The 20,787-nt window shown below is 39.7% G+C and carries 13 protein-coding genes; 9 read left to right on the top strand and 4 right to left on the bottom strand.

The window, feature by feature from the left end:
• Positions 1 to 141 precede the first annotated feature (141 nt).
• Entirely contained in the window at positions 142 to 693 is a 552-nt protein-coding gene (gene folE / locus CH365_RS05990; protein WP_008591026.1) for a GTP cyclohydrolase I FolE, read from the top strand.
• Here folE and CH365_RS05995 read toward each other — a convergent pair.
• On the bottom strand, positions 650 to 1,393 hold the full coding sequence (locus CH365_RS05995) for a lysophospholipid acyltransferase family protein (protein ID WP_100767686.1): 744 nt from the start codon (positions 1,391 to 1,393) through the stop codon (positions 650 to 652). The genes folE and CH365_RS05995 overlap by 44 nt on opposite strands.
• A 240-nt stretch (positions 1,394 to 1,633) precedes the next feature.
• Between CH365_RS05995 and acs the strand changes: the two genes are divergently transcribed.
• The 5 genes from acs to mtnP all read left to right on the top strand — a co-directional run bounded on the left by acs (position 1,634) and on the right by mtnP (position 8,723).
• The gene (gene acs / locus CH365_RS06000; RefSeq protein WP_100767687.1) at positions 1,634 to 3,601 is read left to right on the top strand and encodes an acetate--CoA ligase; all 1,968 of its coding nucleotides are present in this window, start codon (positions 1,634 to 1,636) and stop codon (positions 3,599 to 3,601) included.
• The gene (locus CH365_RS06005) at positions 3,598 to 4,395 is read left to right on the top strand and encodes a cobalamin-binding protein (RefSeq protein ID WP_100767688.1); all 798 of its coding nucleotides are present in this window, start codon (positions 3,598 to 3,600) and stop codon (positions 4,393 to 4,395) included. Before acs ends, CH365_RS06005 begins: the two co-directional genes overlap by 4 nt.
• A 71-nt stretch (positions 4,396 to 4,466) precedes the next feature.
• Positions 4,467 to 6,062, top strand: a complete 1,596-nt coding sequence (locus CH365_RS06010; protein WP_208861167.1) for a methyl-accepting chemotaxis protein — start codon at positions 4,467 to 4,469, stop codon at positions 6,060 to 6,062.
• 127 nt (positions 6,063 to 6,189) lie between these two features.
• Positions 6,190 to 7,779 carry a methyl-accepting chemotaxis protein gene (locus tag CH365_RS06015; protein ID WP_100767873.1) on the top strand — a complete coding sequence of 530 codons (1,590 nt, stop codon included), beginning with the start codon at positions 6,190 to 6,192 and terminating at the stop codon, positions 7,777 to 7,779.
• 80 nt (positions 7,780 to 7,859) lie between these two features.
• The gene (gene mtnP, locus CH365_RS06020) at positions 7,860 to 8,723 is read left to right on the top strand and encodes an S-methyl-5'-thioadenosine phosphorylase (RefSeq protein WP_100767690.1); all 864 of its coding nucleotides are present in this window, start codon (positions 7,860 to 7,862) and stop codon (positions 8,721 to 8,723) included.
• Here mtnP and CH365_RS06025 read toward each other — a convergent pair.
• On the bottom strand, positions 8,714 to 9,571 hold the full coding sequence (locus CH365_RS06025; protein ID WP_100767691.1) for an alpha/beta hydrolase: 858 nt from the start codon (positions 9,569 to 9,571) through the stop codon (positions 8,714 to 8,716). The genes mtnP and CH365_RS06025 overlap by 10 nt on opposite strands.
• Positions 9,568 to 10,929: an alkaline phosphatase D family protein gene (locus CH365_RS06030; protein WP_425268536.1), complete on the bottom strand. Its 1,362-nt coding sequence runs from the start codon at positions 10,927 to 10,929 to the stop codon at positions 9,568 to 9,570. The genes CH365_RS06025 and CH365_RS06030 overlap by 4 nt, the downstream gene beginning before the upstream one ends.
• Positions 10,930 to 10,989: 60 nt before the next feature.
• Here CH365_RS06030 and CH365_RS06035 point away from each other — a divergent pair, with 60 nt between their 5' ends.
• On the top strand, positions 10,990 to 12,792 hold the full coding sequence (locus CH365_RS06035; RefSeq protein WP_100767693.1) for a methyl-accepting chemotaxis protein: 1,803 nt from the start codon (positions 10,990 to 10,992) through the stop codon (positions 12,790 to 12,792).
• A 1-nt stretch (position 12,793) separates the two neighbouring features.
• On the opposite strand, the gene CH365_RS06040 is transcribed toward CH365_RS06035, so the two are convergent.
• The gene (locus CH365_RS06040; RefSeq protein WP_100767874.1) at positions 12,794 to 16,723 is read right to left on the bottom strand and encodes a PAS domain S-box protein; all 3,930 of its coding nucleotides are present in this window, start codon (positions 16,721 to 16,723) and stop codon (positions 12,794 to 12,796) included.
• A gap of 145 nt (positions 16,724 to 16,868) precedes the next feature.
• On the opposite strand from CH365_RS06040, the gene CH365_RS06045 reads away from it, so the two are divergent.
• Together CH365_RS06045 and CH365_RS06050 are read left to right on the top strand one after the other, a co-directional pair.
• Positions 16,869 to 19,862: a DUF2339 domain-containing protein gene (locus CH365_RS06045; RefSeq protein ID WP_100767694.1), complete on the top strand. Its 2,994-nt coding sequence runs from the start codon at positions 16,869 to 16,871 to the stop codon at positions 19,860 to 19,862.
• On the top strand, positions 19,852 to 20,736 hold the full coding sequence (locus tag CH365_RS06050) for a M48 family metallopeptidase (protein ID WP_100767695.1): 885 nt from the start codon (positions 19,852 to 19,854) through the stop codon (positions 20,734 to 20,736). The genes CH365_RS06045 and CH365_RS06050 overlap by 11 nt, the downstream gene beginning before the upstream one ends.
• Positions 20,737 to 20,787: the final 51 nt, after the last annotated feature.

The raw sequence follows: 20,787 nt of genomic DNA on the forward strand, positions 1-20,787 counted from the left end.
AAATTTAAACCATCGTATAGGATGAAGTCGGAATGGCAAGCCAATCGCTTTTCCCCTTGAAAAGAGAAGGAAAGCGCCAAGACTTGTCCAGACGAGTCTAACTACATACATTTTTCAAAGCGAAGAACGGAGAGATACACCTTGGAAAACGAAGTAACGAGTATATTAAAAGCAATCGGAGAAGATCCGAATCGAGAAGGACTTTTAAACACTCCTAAAAGAGTCCGAAAAGCTTACGAATTCCTGACGTCCGGTTATAAAGCAGATATAGATACGATTGTAAACGGAGCAATTTTCGAAGAGGACAGCCAAGGTATGGTTTTAGTCCGGGACATCGAAATGTATTCCCTCTGCGAACATCATCTTCTTCCTTTTTTTGGAAAGGCTCACGTAGGTTATATTCCGAATAAAAAGATCATAGGGATTTCTAAGATCCCACGCATCGTAGACGTATTCGCGAGAAGATTACAGGTTCAGGAAAGAATGACCGAACAAATTGCATACGCCCTCATGGAAGTTTTGGATCCTTTAGGCGTTGCAGTGGTCATCAAGGCAAAACATCTTTGTATGATGATGAGAGGAGTAGAAAAACAAAACTCCGAACTTTTCACATCTTGTATGCTCGGAGAATTTAAGACGAATATGGTGACTAGGAGCGAGTTTCTGGATTTAATTCGGACCGGTTCGACCTAGAAGATTTGTTGCCTCTAAGCTCTTCCGCTTTTTGCTCTGCTCGACTTTTATTTTCGAGCATTGCTTTCTCTACTCTCAATCTTTCTCTTTCGAAACCGGCCTCATCCAGATCTCTAGGGATCAGGATGGGTTCTCCGTAAGAAATCACAAAGGTTGTGAAAGGTTTAGGGATCCTGTGTTTGTCCCAGGACTTCTCCGCAATCCATTGTTTCGTACATTCATAATGAAAAGGTAAGATAGGGACCTGAGAAACCTGGGCGGCGGCAATAACCCCAGGCTGAACAATCCAAGCAGGACCTCTAGGCCCATCCGGTGTAAACGCTGCAGGAAGATTTTTTCTCAAGTGAACGATCATTGCCTTAAGAGCTTTCGAACCACCTTTGGAGGAACTTCCGCGAATACTTCCATTTCCGAATCTATGCACCACTCCGGTAATAAAATCCCCGTCTTTAGATTCAGAAATCAAAACCGCTAACTTACGATTCTTATTCAAGTAGGGTGAATAAAGAACATTTGTATGCCATACACAAAGGATAAACGGCTTCTTTAAAGGATACAGAGAATTAAAATGCTCCTTTCCTAATTCCACCTTTTTTGAGGTGAGTCCGATGATCCTCTGTAAAAATACGACTAGAGTAGGCACTAACCAAACAAGGAACCTACGCTTAAAACTTTCCCGAACATCCAATTTTTCTGACATTGAGCCGAGCCTGGTTAGATGCGGTCGGGGGGCATTCTTTTTTTTACGTAACAGGCGAGATTTTATATAAAAACTATCTCGTAAGAGAGTAAGATTAAGTTAGAAATTTAAAACGAATGTTCAACTTTTTTGCAACATAAGCGCCGGTCCCTTCATGACTAGATATTCGAATTTCGTTGGAGAATGAGTGGACAGTACGGAAATTAAAAAGTTTCGTATTCGATTGCGAAGGAATAAGCCATGTCGAAAGAAAGAATCGTCCAGCCGTTCGCTCATTTCAAGAAAACGGCAAATATCAACCTCAAAGATTATAAGGCATTATACAAAGAATCAATAGAGAACCCTAAAAAATTCTGGGCCAGAGAAGCTTCTACCAGACTTACCTGGTTCAAAAAATGGACTAAAGTTTTAGATCACGATTTTAAGAATGCAAAAGTAAAATGGTTCGAAGGAGGCAAGATCAATGTCTCTTATAATTGCCTCGACCGTTATATAGACACTCCTTTAAAGAATAAAGCCGCGATCATCTGGGAAGGTGATAATCCGCAGGAATCCAAAACTTATACGTACTACGATCTGTATCGTGAAGTGAATAAGTTTGCAAACGTTCTAAAAAATTCAGGAATCAGAAAAGGCGATGTGGTCATGGTCTATCTGCCTATGATCCCGGAACTCGCCATTTCAATTCTTGCATGTACTCGGATAGGAGCGATTCACTCGGTAGTATTCGGGGGTTTTTCTCCGGAGGCTCTACAAAGTAGAATCGAAGATTGTAAACCAAGACTGATCGTAACTTCCGACGGCGGTTATAGAGGTGGAAAAAGTCTAGACCTCAAAAAAGCTGTGGATACTGCCTTGGATCAATCTTCTGAAAAAGTAAATAATGTGATCGTTGTCAGGAGAACCGGACAAGAAACAGAACTAAATTGGAAAGAAGAAAGAGATCGTTGGTGGCATTATCTGATGAATGATCCAAATCTCCCTGCTTATTGTAAGCCGGAACAAATGGATTCGGAAGATCCTTTGTTCATTCTATACACTTCAGGTTCTACAGGAAAACCTAAAGGAGTTCTTCATACAACTGGAGGGTATCTTCTCGGGGTCAATATGACCTTTCATTATGTTTTCGATATCAAACCTACGGACACTTATTGGTGTACTGCTGATATTGGTTGGGTAACTGGTCATAGTTATTTAGTGTATGGCCCACTTTCTAACGGAGCTACTTCTATCATGTTTGAAGGAGTTCCTACATATCCTGATGTGGGAAGATTCTGGGATGTGATCGATAAACATGGAGTCTCAGTGTTCTACACGGCACCTACTGCTATTCGTTCTTTGATGAGAGAAGGAACAGATCCTATCGAAAAAAGAAACTTAAGCAGTCTTAGATTGATCGGATCTGTTGGAGAACCGATTAACCCGGAAGCTTGGGAATGGTATTTTAAACATGTTGGAAAATCCAAATGCCCCATCGTAGACACTTGGTGGCAGACAGAAACTGGAGCGATCATGATCTCTCCTTTGCCTGGAGCGATCGCTCAAAAACCAGGTTCTGCCACTCTTCCATTCTTCGGAGTACAACCTGTCTTATTGGATGATGAAGGAAAAGAGATCAACTCTAAGGGAGAAGTTTCAGGAAACCTAGCGATTAAATCTCCTTGGCCTTCTATGATGAGAGGAGTATTTAAGGATCCAAAAAGATTTTTCGATACCTACTTCTCCATTTATAAAGGTTACTATTTTACAGGAGACGGAGCAAGAAGGGACAAAGACGGATATTATTGGATCACAGGCCGAGTGGACGATGTGATTAACGTATCAGGCCACAGGATAGGCTCCGCAGAAGTCGAAAGTGCACTTGTAGAAAATCTTTCCGTAGCGGAAGCCGCAGTTGTAGGATTTCCACATGATATCAAGGGCCAGGGAATTTATGCCTATGTCACAGTGAAAGAAGGTGTGACCACGAACGATTCTCTTAAAAAAGAACTGATCGCCACCGTGGAAAAAATGATCGGAAAGATCGCAAGACCTGACGTGATTCATTGGGCCCCCGGACTTCCTAAAACCAGATCCGGAAAAATTATGAGAAGGATCCTTCGAAAAATTGCATCCGGTGAGTTCGAAGGTTTGGGAGATATCTCCACCCTAGCCGATCCAAGTGTAGTAGAAAAATTAATAGATGATAAGAAGAAGTATCACAGTTGAGTAGAATCGGTCCGCAAAGAATCGTATGTTTAACTGAAGAGACTACGGAACTTCTCTATTTATTAGGGGAAGAAGATCGGATTGTGGGAATCTCTGCATACACCGAAAGACCTCCCCAAGCCAAAGAAGAAAAACCTAGGGTCTCCGCTTTTATTAACGGAAACATAAAGAGGATCAAGGATTTAGATCCGGATCTGGTCATCGGTTTTTCGGATATCCAAGCACAACTATCTCATGATCTGGTAAAAGAAGGTCTGAACGTTCTCATCACCAACCAAAGAAGTTTAGAAGAAATTTTCCAAACTATTTTGATGGTAGGATCGCTGATCGGAAAATCGGAACAGGTTTCTAAGCTTGTCGAATCATATAAGAAAAAATTAAACGAGATCAAAGAACGTTCTTCTTCTAAACCTAAACTCAAAGTCTTTTTCCAAGAATGGGATCATCCAATCATCACCGGGATCAGATGGGTTTCGGAATTATTGGAGATTGTAGGAGCAGTAGATTGTTTCGCAAATTTGAAAGAAAAATCCTTGGCCAAGGATAGGATTGTAAGCCTCCATGAAGTGGCAGACGCAAAGCCGGATCTAATCATCGGAAGTTGGTGTGGAAAACCTATGGATTTTGAATGGGTCCGTACCAGAGAAGAATGGAAAGACATTCCTGCGATCAAAAACGATAAAATTTTCGAAATGGACCCAGCAATCATTTTGCAACCGGGACCAGCATTATTCGAAGAAGGTATCCTGGAAATGGATCGAATCTTGGAAGAAGTAAGATCTTCTATTTCTTAAAATCCAAAAGTAATATTAGGCGAATTTAATAAATCAAAATCAAATCAGCCGGAAGGTGAATGATGAATTCCATGGTAAATTCCGCGATCTCTAAAGAATCGTCTATCGCGAAAATCTGGACGAATGGTGCTATCGTAATCAACAGGATCCGCTTAGGACTGGTGCTTCTTTTTATTCTTACCCTGATCGGAGTTTCTAAAACAAATCATCCAACGCAAGTGATCGCTCATTCCGTCGGAACAGGTTTGATGGCAGTATATTGTATCTTCGAATTTTTCTTAGCGCGAGGAGGAAGAGTAGGAATCATATTCCAAAAGACATTGGTTATTCTGGATGTAATCATCCTTTCTGCGATCATGGCTGCCGACTGTAGTATCGATGCGATCGTAGCAAGAGATACTCTTGCAAACATGATCCTATTCTTCATATATTTTTATATCATGATCTATTCTTCCTTATTGGGAGAAAAAAAGTTCGTTCTACTTATCGGACTATTGACTGCAATCGGAGTTGCAATCGCACTTTATGTAGGCTGGAAGAATGGACTCGTATTGACTGAGAATGCAAGCAAATCGAAAGATCCGGATACTCTGATCTTCTCCGTTCAGATCGTGAAGATCGGTTTTATGATCACTGCAAGTGTGATCTTGTACCAATTGATGCGCTTATTCGAAAACCTAACTACGGAAGGCTCTAGACTATTCGGAGAATCGCAAGTATTCTTAACTCAGATACAAGAGAACCAGATCATCATTCGTAACTCTGCGGAAAATTTAGAAACATCTATCAACGAATTTGCAGGTTATATCGCAAGGACCGGAGAAAAAATGGAATCCCAAGCGGCAGCCTTGGAAGAAGTTAACGCAGTATTAGAAGAACTTTCTGCTTCTTCTATCAATAATACTCAATCGATTGAAACTCAAAATGAAGGTATTTCGGGGCTCGCTTCTAAATCCCAAAAGTTAGGAGGTATCATAGGAGACATTACCGAATACAGCGAAACACTTTCCGTGTTTGCTGAAGAAAATAAAGCGGATATGGAGAATGTGACAATTGCTGCCGAAAGAACAAATTCCTATCTTGCAGATATTGCAAGCTCATTCAACAAAGTAGATGAGATCAATCAGATCATGGGAGAGATTGCGGATAAAACAAACCTTCTCGCATTAAATGCATCGATAGAAGCTGCAAGAGCGGGAGTGGCAGGAAGAGGGTTTGCAGTTGTGGCCAATGAAGTCAGCAAACTCGCAGACTTCACTTCGGAAAATGCAAAATCGATTTCTTCCATCGTCAAACAATCCCAGAGTTTTATCAACGAGGCAAAGGTAGCTTCCGCAGAAACGGGAGACCTGACAGAAAAACAAAAATCCAAACTAATTCAAACAACCGATAAGATCGTGAAAATGAACGATCTTTATAAGGAGCAAAAATTCATTCTGAAAAGTTTCCTAAATGAATTGGACACGATCAAGTCTGCTTCTACGGATATTCTGGAATCTACCAAGGAGCAAACCCTGGGACAGAACGAACTAATGAAGACAATGAGCCAGTTGGAAAAAGACATAAACGAGATCAGCGAAGAATCCACCAAACTAAACACCGAAATCGATAAGATCAATAGACAGGCTTCAGAGTTAAGGGTATTAAGCGGACATTCTTCCGAATAAAAGAACTCTAACGTTAGTCTGACTAGGGAAATTCCGTCTATTCTGAAAGATCTTTACCGATCTTTCGAGGCCCTTCGTATTCAGACGAAAACATCTGCCTCCGATAATGATCTTAATCGAGGTAAGAATGGAAACTTCTCATCTAAAAACGGAGTCCACGATCCTACAAATCTGGAAGAACGGGGCTATCGTAATCAACAGGATCCGACTGGGTCTAGTCTTACTTTTTATTCTTTCCTTGGCGGGAGCTTATAAAAGTTTTCAACCATTACAATTTATGGTCCACGCTGGCGGTACAGCTTTCATGGGTCTCTACTGCATTTTCAATTTTGTAGCAAATCGTAAAAGGAATATGTCTATCGGGTTTCATAAACTTTTTGTGTTATTCGATGTGAATGTCCTAAGCGCTACTTTGATCTTAGACACTTTCGTTTCTCCGGACGTAGCTGCAGGAACTTTAAAGAACGTAGTATTATTCTTCATTTATTTTTATATCATGATCTATTCCTGTCTTTTGGGAGAAAGGATCTTCGTTTTAATCGTTGGAGCATTCTCCACTGCCGGCGCGATAGTCGCTCTTGTATGTGCTCTCAAAAACGGTGCTGGATTCGTAATGGATCCGGAAGCAGCCAAACTTCCTTATAATTTAAGCGCTTCTACAGAGATTATAAAACTCGCATTCATATTCGTAGCGAGTGTGATACTCGCTCAATTGATGAGATTGTTTTTAAGACTAACGGTGGAAGGGAACCGCCTCTATAGTGATTCTAAAGACCTGCTGGAAAAATTAAGTGAAAACCAGGCGATCATCAAAGATTCCGCGATCAGCTTAGAAGATTCTATCGTTAAATTTGCAGAATTTATCAATCGTACCGGAGAAAAGATGGAATCCCAAGCTGCCGCCTTGGAAGAGGTAAACGCAGTATTGGAAGAACTTTCTGCCGCTTCTACAAATACTTCTAGATCTATAGAATCACAGAATGCAAGTTTGAGCGAGCTTGCGGATGATTCTAAAAAATTAGGAGAGATAGTTTCGAATATCACAGGTTATAGCGAGGCACTCTCTTCATTCGCAAATGATAATAAAGCTGATATGGAGAACGTCACGATCGCCGCTGAAAAAACGAAATCCTATCTGGCAGATATCGCAGGCTCCTTTGACAAAGTGGATCAAATCAATCAGATCATGGGAGAGATTGCGGATAAAACAAACCTTCTCGCATTAAATGCATCCATAGAAGCTGCAAGGGCGGGGGAAGCGGGAAGAGGATTTGCCGTAGTGGCAAACGAGGTCAGCAAACTGGCAGACTTCACTTCGGAAAATGCAAAATCCATCTCTGCAATTGTGAGACAGTCCCAAAATTTTATCCATGAAGCAAAAAGCGCTTCTGCGGAAACGGGAGATCTGACCGAAAAACAAAAATTTAAAATCCTCGAAACTTCTGATAGGATCGTTCAGATGAACAAACTGTATCTGGAGCAGACAAAAATTATCCGTAAGTTCTTAAGTGAATTGGAAAGTATCAAATCTGTTTCCAATGAGATCCATGAATCTGAAAAAGAACAGTCTTTAGGTCAAAAGGAAATGATCCGGACCATGTCCCAATTAGAAAAAGATATTAATGAAATTAACGAGGATTCATCCAGCTTAAACTCAGAGATTGACCGGATCAAAACAAAAGCTTCCGAGCTAAAAGTATTGAGCAATAATTCCTAAGTCCTTTTCGTTTCCTTCTTCTTTACAATCGGACCCATATTTCGATATATGGAATTTATTCCGATTCAAAGGAGAAGGATATGGGGACTAAAGTAAAAGCTGCAGTTATCGGAGGCACAGGTCTCTATAGTCTGGACGGAATGGAACTAGTCGAAGAAGTTCTTCCGGAGACCCCTTGGGGCAAACCTTCCGACACGATCAAGATCGGAAAAATTCACGACAAACTAATCGCATTCTTACCTCGCCACGGAGTGGGACATTTTATCATGCCACACGAAGTCCCGATGAAGGCAAATATCTGTGCGCTTAAAATTTTAGGCGTAGAAGAGATTGTGGCATTCAGCTCGGTCGGAAGTTTGAGAGAAGAGATCAAACCTTTGGATTTTGTTCTCCCAAGCCAGATCATCGACAGAACCAGAGGAAGAGAGTCCACATTCTTTGGAAAAGGTGTAGTGGCCCATGCTCCTTTCGCAGATCCTTTTTCCAAAAATCTAAGCGATCGAATTAATCAAGCAGCTGCAAAAATAAATCTTCAGATCCATCAAAACAAAACTCTGGTTTGTATGGAAGGTCCTCTATTCTCCACAAGAGCGGAATCTCATATGTATCGTTCTTGGGGAGGAGACATTATCAATATGAGCGTTCTTCCGGAAGCGAAACTTGCAAGAGAAGCAGAGATTGCTTACCAAATGATCTGTATGTCCACAGATTACGATTGTTGGAGAGAGAATGAAGAAGCTGTGACCGCGGAAATGGTGATGGCAAACCTAGGAAAGAATGCGGAGAATGCCAAAAAACTTTTAAGCGCTTTGATTCCTGCTCTCGGGAACGGAGACGATCTAAGTTTAAAGAATAGTACTAAGTATTCGATTATCACTGCTCCGGAGCGCAGAAACCCGGACACTGTTGCGAAACTGAAAGTATTGTTCCCAGATTATCTCTGAGAATTAGATTTTCTCCGGTTTCTATGAACCGATTCTAAAATTTTCGCTAGTCCTTTTTGGTACTCGGGAAAGAAGGAGAGATTATTATGATTTCCTCCTTCTATTTCCAAAAATTCTATCTTTACTCCTGATTCCAAAGCAGTTTTGAATAATTTCTTTCCTTGTCTAAAAGGAACAATCTCATCTTCATTTCCATGTATGATTGTCACAGGAGAATGTAATTTTCCGATCTTATTCTCGGACTTGAGAGAATAAGCCAAGAACCATTCTGGCACGAATGGATAATATTCTTTTGCCAGATCTGCCAGAGAAGTATAAGGAGTTTCTAATATAATATAGCCAGGATTTGTTTTGGTCCCCAAATCCACAACAACGCCGGTCCCGATAGATCTTCCGTAAAGGATGATCTCGTTTTCTTTTTTTAACTTATCCGTTTTCAGATATTCGTACCAACGCTCCGCATCCTGGTACATTCCCTTCTCGCTTAGTTTCGCTCTACTTTTACCATAACCTCTATAATCGGTCATGAGAAGATCCCAGCCTCTAGGAACAAAGTCCTCGGCGATACCTCCCCAACTTCTTAAACTTCCTGCATTCCCATGAAAATACAGAACCGTTCCTTTAGAAGGACCTTGGGCGGGGAAGAATAATGCGTATATCTTCTCTCCGTTTTCCAACTCCAAAGAAACTTCCTGAAACGTATATGGAAAAGAGAAATGAAAGTCCTCGGGCAAATTTTCAGGGAAGAAGATCAGCTTATCTTGATTCGAATACAATAAGCCGAAGAGTCCCAGAAAAATGATAAGTATGACCGAGAGAAGATATAACATAAACTTTTGGATTTTCATTTGGCCTTAATATCCCTGGACCAAAGTTCCTTTCCTGCAGAATCAAAAACTCTAAACACTAAGCTCCTTTGTTTTAAAGGACCTGTGATCTCTATCGTTCCAAAATTCCTTTTATCATCCACCATAGTACCTTCGATCCTTAATGGATTTTTTTCGGTAATCGGCGCATGAGTGGAAGAAGTCAAAGGTGAAACGGTAAAATCATATAGAGGATATTCGAATCCGTCCTGGATATATGATAATTCCGTAAAGTGTCTATCTCCGGTCAAAAATACCAGGTTTTTTATCTTCAATTTGGAAATTTTGGAAAGAAGTTTTTCCCTTTCTTCGGTATAAGTGGAGTAATTTTCAAACACGGATAAGGGATTTAATACCTGACCTCCCACTACGACAAATTTAAAAGTCGCTTTGGAAAACGCTAAACCATTCACCAACCAATCTAATTGTTCCTCTCCAAAGAACGATCTGGATCCTGTTTTATTATCGTTTGCTGTCCTAAAACTACGATCATCCATCAAAAAGAATTGGGCATCTCCCCAAGTGAAAGAACCGTATATTCCTTTTTTTGAATAGTTTGAGTTTGCCCAAAATAGTTTGAAAATTTCTTCTGCAGTAGCTCCCATCCAAAAGGAAGCATCCCCATCGTTCGGTCCCCAATCATGATCGTCCCAAACCGCATAGTGATGAACATTCGCAAGTAAAGGTTGGAGTTCGGCTAAAGATCTCTGTTCCGTATAACGATAAATGAATCCCGTCCGAGATTCCCAATCCGGTTCTCTTAGATAAATATTATCTCCCATCCAGAGCATAAAGTCCGGATTTTGAGCGGAGATGGATCGGTAGATAAAATACTCTCCTCCGTACGGTTTCGCTTGGGTATCATACTTAGGATCGTTTACGAATGCGCAACTTCCTAAAGCAAATTTAATATCTGGAGGACCAGTTGATTTTCCTATCCAAATAGGTTGTGTTCTAAATTTCTGTTCAGACTTAGGTTCTTGGTATTTTCCATTTATATAAATTATATATTCATATGTCTTTCCTGGTTCCAATACGTCGGCGATCAGATGGGCGACATTTCCCTTATGATGTTCAGTATTCACTTCTCTAGTTATGTGGCTTTGTTCGGGACTTCCGGAAATAAAATATTTCGCATATACTTTAGAAGGATTCTTAGTCTGGACCCAAATTTTCACTTCCTTATGAGTCGAGTAACCTAACATCGGCCCCGATTGGATACTAGAAGGCGAAGCTGTGTCGGTTGACTGACTTTTTCCATAAATTGCAAAATCGATGTAAAAGAATCCAAACAGTAAAATCAACAAAGAGGTGGATGATAAAAGCAATCTGCGTCTCATTGTCATGAAATATCTTGAAGCCTTAGGCTTCTTTCAAATCAAAAAAAGGGAAAAACGGAAATGACGAGGGGAGATTCTAGAAAACTCAGATGGAGACTGACCTTAGGCCTGGAGCTATTAACTTCCGTTCTTGCTGTTCCTTTGGCCGTTCTATTTATTATCGCTGCTGGAGCGTATGACTTCAATAAGGCGATCGCCTTGATCGGATCCTCCACAGTCTCATTGACCACATCCTATTTTTTCCCTACGCTCCGATTTTTGTATTTAGGAAGACTATTATCCAACCTGGAACCCAATAATTGGGAAAAGTTGAACACAAAAGGAAAGGTAGAAGTAAAGAAAAAACTTCTGAACTTCCCGTTGCTCAACACCGGATTTTATATAGTGCAGTGGAGTTATGGAATTCCTACCGCTTGGAAAATCATGCATCTTTTCTTTATTCCGGAATTCTTTGAGTCGGCTCCATTTTTGCTCTTACCTCTGATCATTTATCCTACATTAGGAATTTCTCATTTCTTTTTGACCGAATCGGTACTTTCAGAAGTATTAGAATCTGATAAATTGAACGGACTTTCCTTGGAAGAAAAGGAAATTCGTAAAGTTTCTATCTTTACTAGGATCATTTCTACGATCGCATCTATCGCGTTATTACCTGTTGTGATTTTTGGTTATCTTTTATTAGAAGAGACATCCGGTTGGTTGAAACTGGGCGATGTTACATTAGCGCTTTCTCTCACCATACTGTTTATGGTCATCACTCTTACTATTGCTTCCTATCTATTAGCGTCTAGTATTCGTAGGAACTCCAAAAATATGATGAACGCATTTACTGAAATGTCCCAAGGTGAGTTGGAAATCCTGCTTCCTATGGTTTCTACGGACGAGTTGGGTAGAAGTAGCAAGATGCTGAACGATTTTGTGAAACGACTTAGAATCGTTGTTAAAACGGTAATCAAGGAATCCGAAAAACTTTCTCAAAGTTCCAAAGTATTAGAAGGAAAAACAAAAGACCTTTCCATAAAGATGCAAGAGCAAGCCGCTTCTACCGAACAAATGAGTTCAGGGGTAGAAGAAATTGCAGCATCCATTCATTCTACTTCCTCCAGGGCAGAAAGCCAGTCTAACACTGTAGAACAGGCAACAGCTTCTCTTGCAGAATTAGAAGATAGAATTCGTAATGTTCATATTTCTCTTATGGATACAAAAAACGACGCGGAAAGAATGAGATTAGAAACTTCTAATGGAGAATCAGCTTTACAATCAACCCGAGATGCAATGGCGGAAATAGAATCTAATACTGCTAAAATGGAAGCGAGTGTAAATGTAATCCATGAGATTACCGATCGAATCGGACTTCTTTCCTTAAACGCTGCCATAGAAGCTGCACGTGCAGGAGAAGCAGGAAAAGGATTTGCAGTAGTAGCTCAGGAAATTTCCAAACTGGGAGAACAAACTCAAGAGAATGCAAAAAGGATCCGAGCAACATTAGCGGAAGCGGTAAAGGCGACCAACTCAGGAAGAGAAGTTTTAGGAAATACCGAAGTTGCTTTCAGAAGGATTGGAGATACAGCACAAAACACTTCAGAAAGGATCCTACAGGTTTCTTCTTTATCAGAATCTCAATTGGTCGCAAGTGCTCAGGTAAAAAATGCTTTCTCGGATCTAATCCGTTCCGCGGAAGAGATCCGAAATCATACAAAGGAACAATCCCAAACTTCTTTAGAATTTTCTAAAACGATTGGAAGTATTTCGGAAGCCACCGAATTTTTGAACGGGATAGTGAACGATATAGACTCTCTTGCGGAAAAGCTGGCTCAACAAGCAAGTTCTTTGAAAAAAGAAGTAGAGTTTTTTAAAGTTTAATTCAGTTTTTAGGAAGAAGCACCTTAAACACGGTCTTTCCAGGTTTAGAGTTAAACTCTATTCGCCCGCCGTGTTTTAAGACAATCCTTCTGGAAATATCCAGGCCTAGCCCACTACCTTCTCCAGGAGCCTTAGTGGTATAAAAAGGATCGAATATTTTCGATTTAATGTCCGCGGGAATACCGGGACCGTTATCCGAAACCAAAACGGAAACATCCGTGTCTGAATCCAAAATGGAAATTTTGATCTTTCCTTTAAACTGCATGGCTTGTAAGGAATTGTAAATTAAGTTTGTCCAAACCTGAATCAAATCATCCGGATACGCGTAGATGATCGGCCTTGCTTGGAAGTCCAATTCTACCTCAACTCCATTCTTGATCTGGTTATGATAGATTGTAAGAACGGTTTCTATATTTTCTGCAAGATCCGTTTCAATCTTTCCTTCTCCCGAATCGATATGGGCAAAACTTTTAAGAGCATAAACAATTTTAGAAGTTCTATCCACCGCCAAACGAATGGACGCAGCGTTCTTATATGTTTGGATCTCTTCGATCGCAAAATCCAATAGTGCAAGATTCGTCTTGGATTCGAAAATTTCAGGGAATTCTTCTGTGGAATGATATAATCCTACATCCATCAATCTGTCGGCTAGATCATAAGGATTTTCGAAACCAAGTTCGCTCAGTTTATTCTTTAATTTTTTGAGAACATTCCTTCTTTCTTCTCTTGATACCTGAATTTCTTTATTGGAAATTCCAGCGCGAATAAATTCCGATAGTCGTTTAATATAACTCGGTTCCGCTTCCGCAAAGAATGGACCCAACTTTTTCAAACGTTCAGGAGAAGAATCTAAATAAGCTCTCAATTCACCGCTCAAAGCAGAAATTGCTCCTAATGGGTTATTGATCTCATGGGCGATACCTGCAACCAACTGTCCGAGGGCTGCCATCTTTTCGGAAAGGATAAGTTGGTCCTGGGTCTTTTTCAAATTATCCAAAGCAGAAGCCAATTCGGAAGTTCGGATACGAACTGCATTTTCTAATTCTTCCTTTGCTTCTCTTCTTTCTGAATTTAATAATAACTGAGTGACTTGTTCTGCAACTGTGACTATAAACTGTTGCTCAAAACCTTTCCATCTGCGCAGAGCGCCTCTATGTTCCAAGCAGATGACTCCATAAATTTCACCTCTTAAAAAGATAGGGGCATCTAACAAGGATTGAATGCCGAGAGGAATACTATAAGTTTCCGCAAATTCAGAAGTCCTTGGATCGTTAACCACATCATATGCATCTACAAATCTTTCCGTCTTTATCGATGCAAAATAACTAGGATATAGTTTTAGATCCATTGCGACTGGATCCATATACGTATGAAATTTTTGATCCCAACCTGAAACCAAAGACCAAACAGTTTTTTCTTTATCAGAAAAAAGCCATATAGAGGCACGATCACATCCCAAAGTATCCGTGCACATCTTGACTATATTATTCAAACCTGCAGAAATATTACCCGAAGCAAAATCAGGGTCCGTCGCCATATTCAATAGAACTCTTGCCTGTTCGGAAAGTTTTAAATTCTCTTCTTCTTTTTCTCTCGCTGCGGCTTTTCCTGCGGTATTATCTTTTGTAATAGCTACGATTGCGGGTCTTCCTACTAAATTTACAATACGACCTGAAAAAATCGAATCTACCCTAGTCCCATCCTTTCTGATAAAAGGTATATCAAGATCCCTCAATATTCCTTCTTCTTTCATTTGATTTACTAATTTATGTTTGAGATTAGGATCAGGCCAAATCCCGAGATCTATTGAGTTCTTTCCGATCGCTTCTTCTTTTGTGTATCCGAACAGATCATAGAACATTGAGTTTACACTTATATACTTGCCAGTTTCTAGATCGGAAATACATATCGTATCCGGATTTAGATCGAATACTTTTTCGAAAAGGTCTTTGCTTTCCTCTAACTGGAGAAGATACTGATCTCTTTCTTGTTCTATTTTTTTATTGTCAGTTACATCGATCAGCAAAGCCAAAAGCATCATTCTATCCCCGATTTTAAATATCCTATTACCAGAAATCACATGTCTTTCGGTATTGTCTGATCGATTGATAGTTGCTTCTATATTTTTAGACCAACCGAATTCTTCTAATTCTTTAAGGATCTTGGCTCTATCCAAAGGACCTTTCCAGATGCCCAATTCGAAAGAAGTTTTTCCTATAATTTCTTCTCTAGTGTATCCAATCAGGTTACAATATTCTTGGTTGATTTCTTTATAAGTACCAGTTTCCAGATCGGAAAGAGAAACCGCAGCTGGATTCATTTGGAAAATTTTTTCAAAGAGTTCTTTATTATGCCGGACTTCAGCGTTCAATTTCCTGGTTTGTTCTTCCGCTTCCAAACGTTCTCTAATATCAGTTGCAAGAGAAATAACGTGAGGCCGCCCATTTAATTTAACGATCCTTCCTGAATACAGAACCGGGATCGCAGTTCCATCTGATGCTCGAAAAACTGTTTCGATATTACTGACCTCACCTTTCTCGTTTAACTGGTTGTAAATTTCAGTCCTTTTATCAGGATCATAATCCCAAACTTTAATGTCAGTGGTGAGTTTTCCGATTACTTCTGATCTTTTGAGTTTTACGAATTCCAAAAATCTTTCATTCACATCTATGATCTTTCTGGAAATCAAATCAGTAAGAACCACAGAAGAAGGGATCAATTGGAATAATCTTTGGAAAAGTTCCTTACTCTTTTCAAGTTCGGATGCGAGACCTTCTAAATCTACCTGAGCTTCTTTAATATGCGTGATATCATGTCCCACCGCTAAGATCTTTTTTTCACCACCGGCCTCAATTACTCTAGCGGAGAATAGAATGGATCTGACTTTTCCGTCAGAAGTTCCCATCTTTACTTCTAAATTATCCACTGCGCCTTTTTGGAGCAAAAGTCCTCGGATAATTTCTCTATCACTCAGATCGTAATATACGCCCAAGTCAGCTGGAGACTTGCCTACGATTTCCTCTTTGGTTTTTCCGATCAAACTTAAGAATAGATCGTTCGCATCTAAGTAGGTCCCGTCCGATTTGGATAATGTGATTGCGGTAGGATTTAATTTGATGATCTGTTTTAGGATCTCTTGGTTCTCCTTTAACTCATCCAGAAGTTTTTGTTTTTCTACTTCTTCTTTTACTCGATCCGTAATGGGCACTGTGATCGTGAGAAGTTTTAAAGAACCTGCATACTCGATCGGATGAGCGGAGAAGAGTCCCCAAAATTCCTCACCTAATTTATTAGAAAAACGTAATTCTATATCTCGAACAAAACCTTCTTTTTTAATAGCTTCTACTATATCCGCTCTTGTTTTTACGGAACTCCAAAAGCCAAGATCTAATGCACTTTTACCAACAATCTCATCTTCCGAATATTTTACCTGAATACAAAATTGTCTGTTTACTTTTAGGTATTTGCCTGTTTCAATCTCTGTGATCGCCATAGGCAAAGGGTTCATATCGAAAAATTTTTCAAGAGCCCTCCATCCGATTTCTGGATGAGTTATATCTTCTTTAGAAAGTTCGCTTTGTTGTTTGGGAGAACGAATATGGATCCAAGTTGAAGTTTCTGAATCCGTTTCACCTTGGATCTTAAAACCTTGGCAATAGAATGTCCTGATCTCTTTGCTCTTCAGTAAAAAATAACCTAAATACCAATTGGTCTTTTCTTCTTTTTTAAGACTTTCAAAGATTCCGTTTCGGATATCGGAGATCAGACTAAAATCTATCTCTTTCAACTCTTTGGAAGAATAACCCAAGATCTGTAATGCTGCAGGATTCGCTTCGATTAGATTTCCGGAAGAGGAAAATACAAGAACTCCGTCCCCGATCCTTTCGAAAAACTGTTTGAGGATATTAAGCTGTGAAAGGGATGATTCCAAACTTTTATCACCAAGGGAATAAACCCTCAAATACTAATGGACTAAATAACGCTAGAAACTACTTTTCTAAAACTTTCATTTTTTTTCCAAAATTCAAGAAAGTTGTGATCCTAAGGGACACGTTACACGAAAAGGCCTACCTATTATGGAATTTTTGATCGGTTTGTTCGCATTCTTCGCTGGCATATTTTACCTTATCATTCCGTTCGTTTTACTATCCAAGATCAACGGACTTTTAGAAAGGATCCAAGATCTGGAGAATCAATTAAAAGAAAGAGGACCTTCTACTCTTCCAGAAACTAAGGAAGAAAAGAAAAAACCTTCTCCAAAAGAAGAAAAGCCAATCTTGGTAAAAGAAACCATTCCCGAAACCAAGAAAGAAGTGCCTTCTTCCAAGCCGGTTACAAGCGCCCCAAAACCAGCGGCAGTTGTACCTCCAATTATTATAAAACAAGAAGCTCAACCTCTCGCTAAAAAATCGGAGGCTTGGGAGAAATTCGAGAAGCAGATCGCCAATAATTGGACCGGGATCTTAGGAACAATCATACTCGTGATGGGCGTAGGGTTCTTGGGAATTTATGCGGCCCTCAACATGTCTCCATTCTTTAGATTCTTAATGGTATTAGGGATTGGTGTAGGCTTATTCATAGTCTCCACTCTTCTAGTTAAAAAAGAATTCTGGGAACAAATCGGATATTGGATCCGAAGCGGTTCCGGTGCAGTGATATTATTCTCTTGTATCGCTGCAGTTTCCGTTCCCGGAATGAAATGGGTAGAGTCCGAATTTTACTCACTCATCTTAGTAATCGTTGGGATTTTAGTGAACCTAGGACTTGCTTGGCAAACTTCCCAGCAAAAGTTTGCAAGCCTACATATAGTATTAAGTTTAATCTCGCTGGCGATTCTTCCTTTAAGCACTTTGATCTTCTTTCTCGCAGTAGGGGTTTCCGTTTTTAGCATAATCTTATCTTACAGAACTAAATGGGAATTTCATTTAATACAAACCGCGATCTCTTTTTTAATTTTAAATTATCTTTATAAAGGACATTTTTCGGAACAACTGCATGTATTAAATTCTCCTAATTCCAGAGCCTGGGGAATTTTTGGAACTCTTGCTGTTGGAATTCCATCCATCTTAGCTCACTATAGAAAAGTATATTCTTCCGCAAATATACAACGTCTTCCGTTTATTACTCATCTTATTATTTGGGCGGGGATAGGCTTAGGTTTATCCGTATATTCCACCGGATCAAAATGGAACCCTCCTGTTTTGATCACTGTTTCTATAGGATTATTTTTCTGGGCAAGAACCGCTCGTGAAAAATTAAACATACGTTGGCTTTATCTAACTGATACTTTAGTGTCTTTAGCTCTTGCTTCTATCGGGATCATATTACTCAGTCGATGGGAAGTAGATATTTTCCTGATCAATGTATACGTTTCATTATTATTCTCCATCTTCTTTGTGGTGAGTGCTGAAGAAAAAGAGAACCTACTCAAGAATATAGGAGCAGTGCTTCTTCACCTTTCTTGGATTCAGTATATTCTTCTTCTGATTATTAAATACTTCGGTGGATTAAACCTTGGAACTGGACCTATAGTCATCACTACGATTGTGATGATCCTTCTTACATTCTTGATCCAATTCTATGATGAGATAAGGAATAAAGAAAGTTCTACTGCTAGCGACGATATTTACGGAATAGGAGGAGATGATAGAATTTCTCCTTCCGGGATTTTTTCAGGACTTCTAGCTTCTGCTATTTGTTTCCAATTATTCGACTGGAAACATTCAGAGTTATATCTTCCTGCATTCGGAATTTTTTTATTGGCGATCCGGCAGAACCGAAACTGGAATGGCTTAGGGGTAGGGATATTCTTCTTCGTTACTGCATTACACTTCGAAGTGATCAATAGAATTTATTCTTTAGAAAGATGGGAAGTGCTACTTAGAGATCTACCTACGATCTTATTCTGTTTCTTGATGATTCCTCTTTCTAAACTAAAGGTTGGACCTGACAAGATCAGATATTTTTCTTCGCCGGGAGCAGTGCTTCTATCTTTACATATCGTATTTTTAGCCTACTGGACGACTCAAAGTCTTTCTCCTTTTTTACCGGGAATTCTTTGGCTTCTTCTTTCTTTGGTATATCTCGAGACCAAAAACTTTTTCTCAGAAAGAGCGACAAAATGGGAGAATACTTGGAAATCTTCCATCAATTCTGCAGGGCCTGTTTGGCAAGTTTTTGCATTAACATTTGTGGGATTGTTTTTAGGCGATCATATTCTGGTCCATCTACAATCAGAAATATGCATAGGAATCTTCAAAATCAGATTCCTGATCCAGGTATTGGCGATCGGGGTATTTTTATATTGGGCAAACAGTCCGACTCCGAAAAAAGAAACTCCGAGTTACTGGAATTCTCTTTTACCGTTATTCTGGGAACTAACCGGGATCTTTATTACTGCAATCATCGCATTAGAAATTCCGAATACATGGCTGCCTGTTGCCTGGATACTTTGGGCATTCTTCCTAAATAAGATCAGTTTAAAAACTTCTTGGAGAATTTCCAGATTTAGATTTTATTCTCTCTGCTTTTATTGGTATTCCTGCATCCATGTGGCTTTCATTTCTAGTTCGGCTTTAACTCCTTCGGAATATTGGGCCAACCAAGAATGGTTGGGAGGACTCATCGGGATCGTATTACAGATCGCGTACTTAGTAAGGATCCAACTTCTTCCTGCTTACCAAGGGATAGAAGTAGAAGGTTACCCTGGTAGAATTAGTAAACTTTCCGAAAAACTGGACCAGAGATCCGACAGTATCATATTCTATCCTTTGTTCGCAGCGGGAGCATTCTTCCTTTTTTGGAGTTTTGATTCTTCTCTATTAACTCTATTATGGATGGTAGAAGTTTTCATCGTTTTCTCAATGGGACTCATTCTGAAAAAGGAACATTTCCGTTATGTGTCCTTAGTAGCAATGATCGTTTGTCTATTAAGATTGATCTTCTGGGATCTTTCCCAGTCTTCTACAATCACTCGTGCTTTGGTATTCTTAGGAGTGGGGGGAATACTCATCCTCATGAACGCTCTTTACGGCAAATTCGGAAATAAGGGAAAAACAGATGCTCCGTAATAGATTATTATTTTTTGTTATACTTTTAGCTTCGGGTGCTGCTATTTCATTTTTGGCGGTAAAGAGTAAAGCAAATGTAGAAATGCCTGCCACTCTTTCTCCGGCATTTCAGCTTTTGGGAAAACCGATCAAAATATTCGATCGTTCTCTTACAAAACTTATGCCTATCAGCGATCTGGATGAGAAGAAGCTGGGAGATTCCGTTGCGTTACGTTACGAATCCTATGCGGATGAAAAAGATCCGGATCTGATCTATTTGAGAAGTTTGGTATCCAACCTTACCATCGGAAAAAACAAAAGATTCGAATATAGGATTTTTATAATGGATTCGTCTGTTCCGAACGCCTATGCGATGCCTGGCGGAATTTTATTCGTTACCAAAGGGCTTCTTTCTATGGTGGGATCAGAGGCAGAATTAGTCGCAGTGATTGGGCACGAGATCGGCCACGTAGAACTTTCTCACTGTATGGATATGGTGAGGGGAGAACTATTAGCGAAAAAAATCGGTGCCTCTACTTTAGGCGAGTTGGCAGACTTAACTGCAGCATTACTTTTAAGACCTTCTTTCGGGAAAAACCAAGAAGATGAAGCGGATTCTTACGGTTACGACCTATTGCTCAGGGAATATTACGACCCATTCGCAATGGGAAGAACCTTCTTAAAATTACAGGAAGAAAGTGGTGGAAAGGAAAATGCTGCTTCTCCCATCCAAGAATATTTTATGACACATCCTTATCTTTCTCATCGCTCCGAAAAATTTACGGAGAAGGCAAAGCGAGAAGACGAAGGCAAATATTATGTGGGAAAGAAGAACCTAAAAAAAAGGGTCAGCCGCTACCAAGACGAATTGGATAAAGAATTCGTAAATTACTGAAAACTTCTTATTACAAATTTCAATTTTTATAACTTATAGTCTGTTTAAAGC

This window comes from Leptospira neocaledonica, assembly GCF_002812205.1.
Lineage (GTDB): Bacteria > Spirochaetota > Leptospiria > Leptospirales > Leptospiraceae > Leptospira_B > Leptospira_B neocaledonica.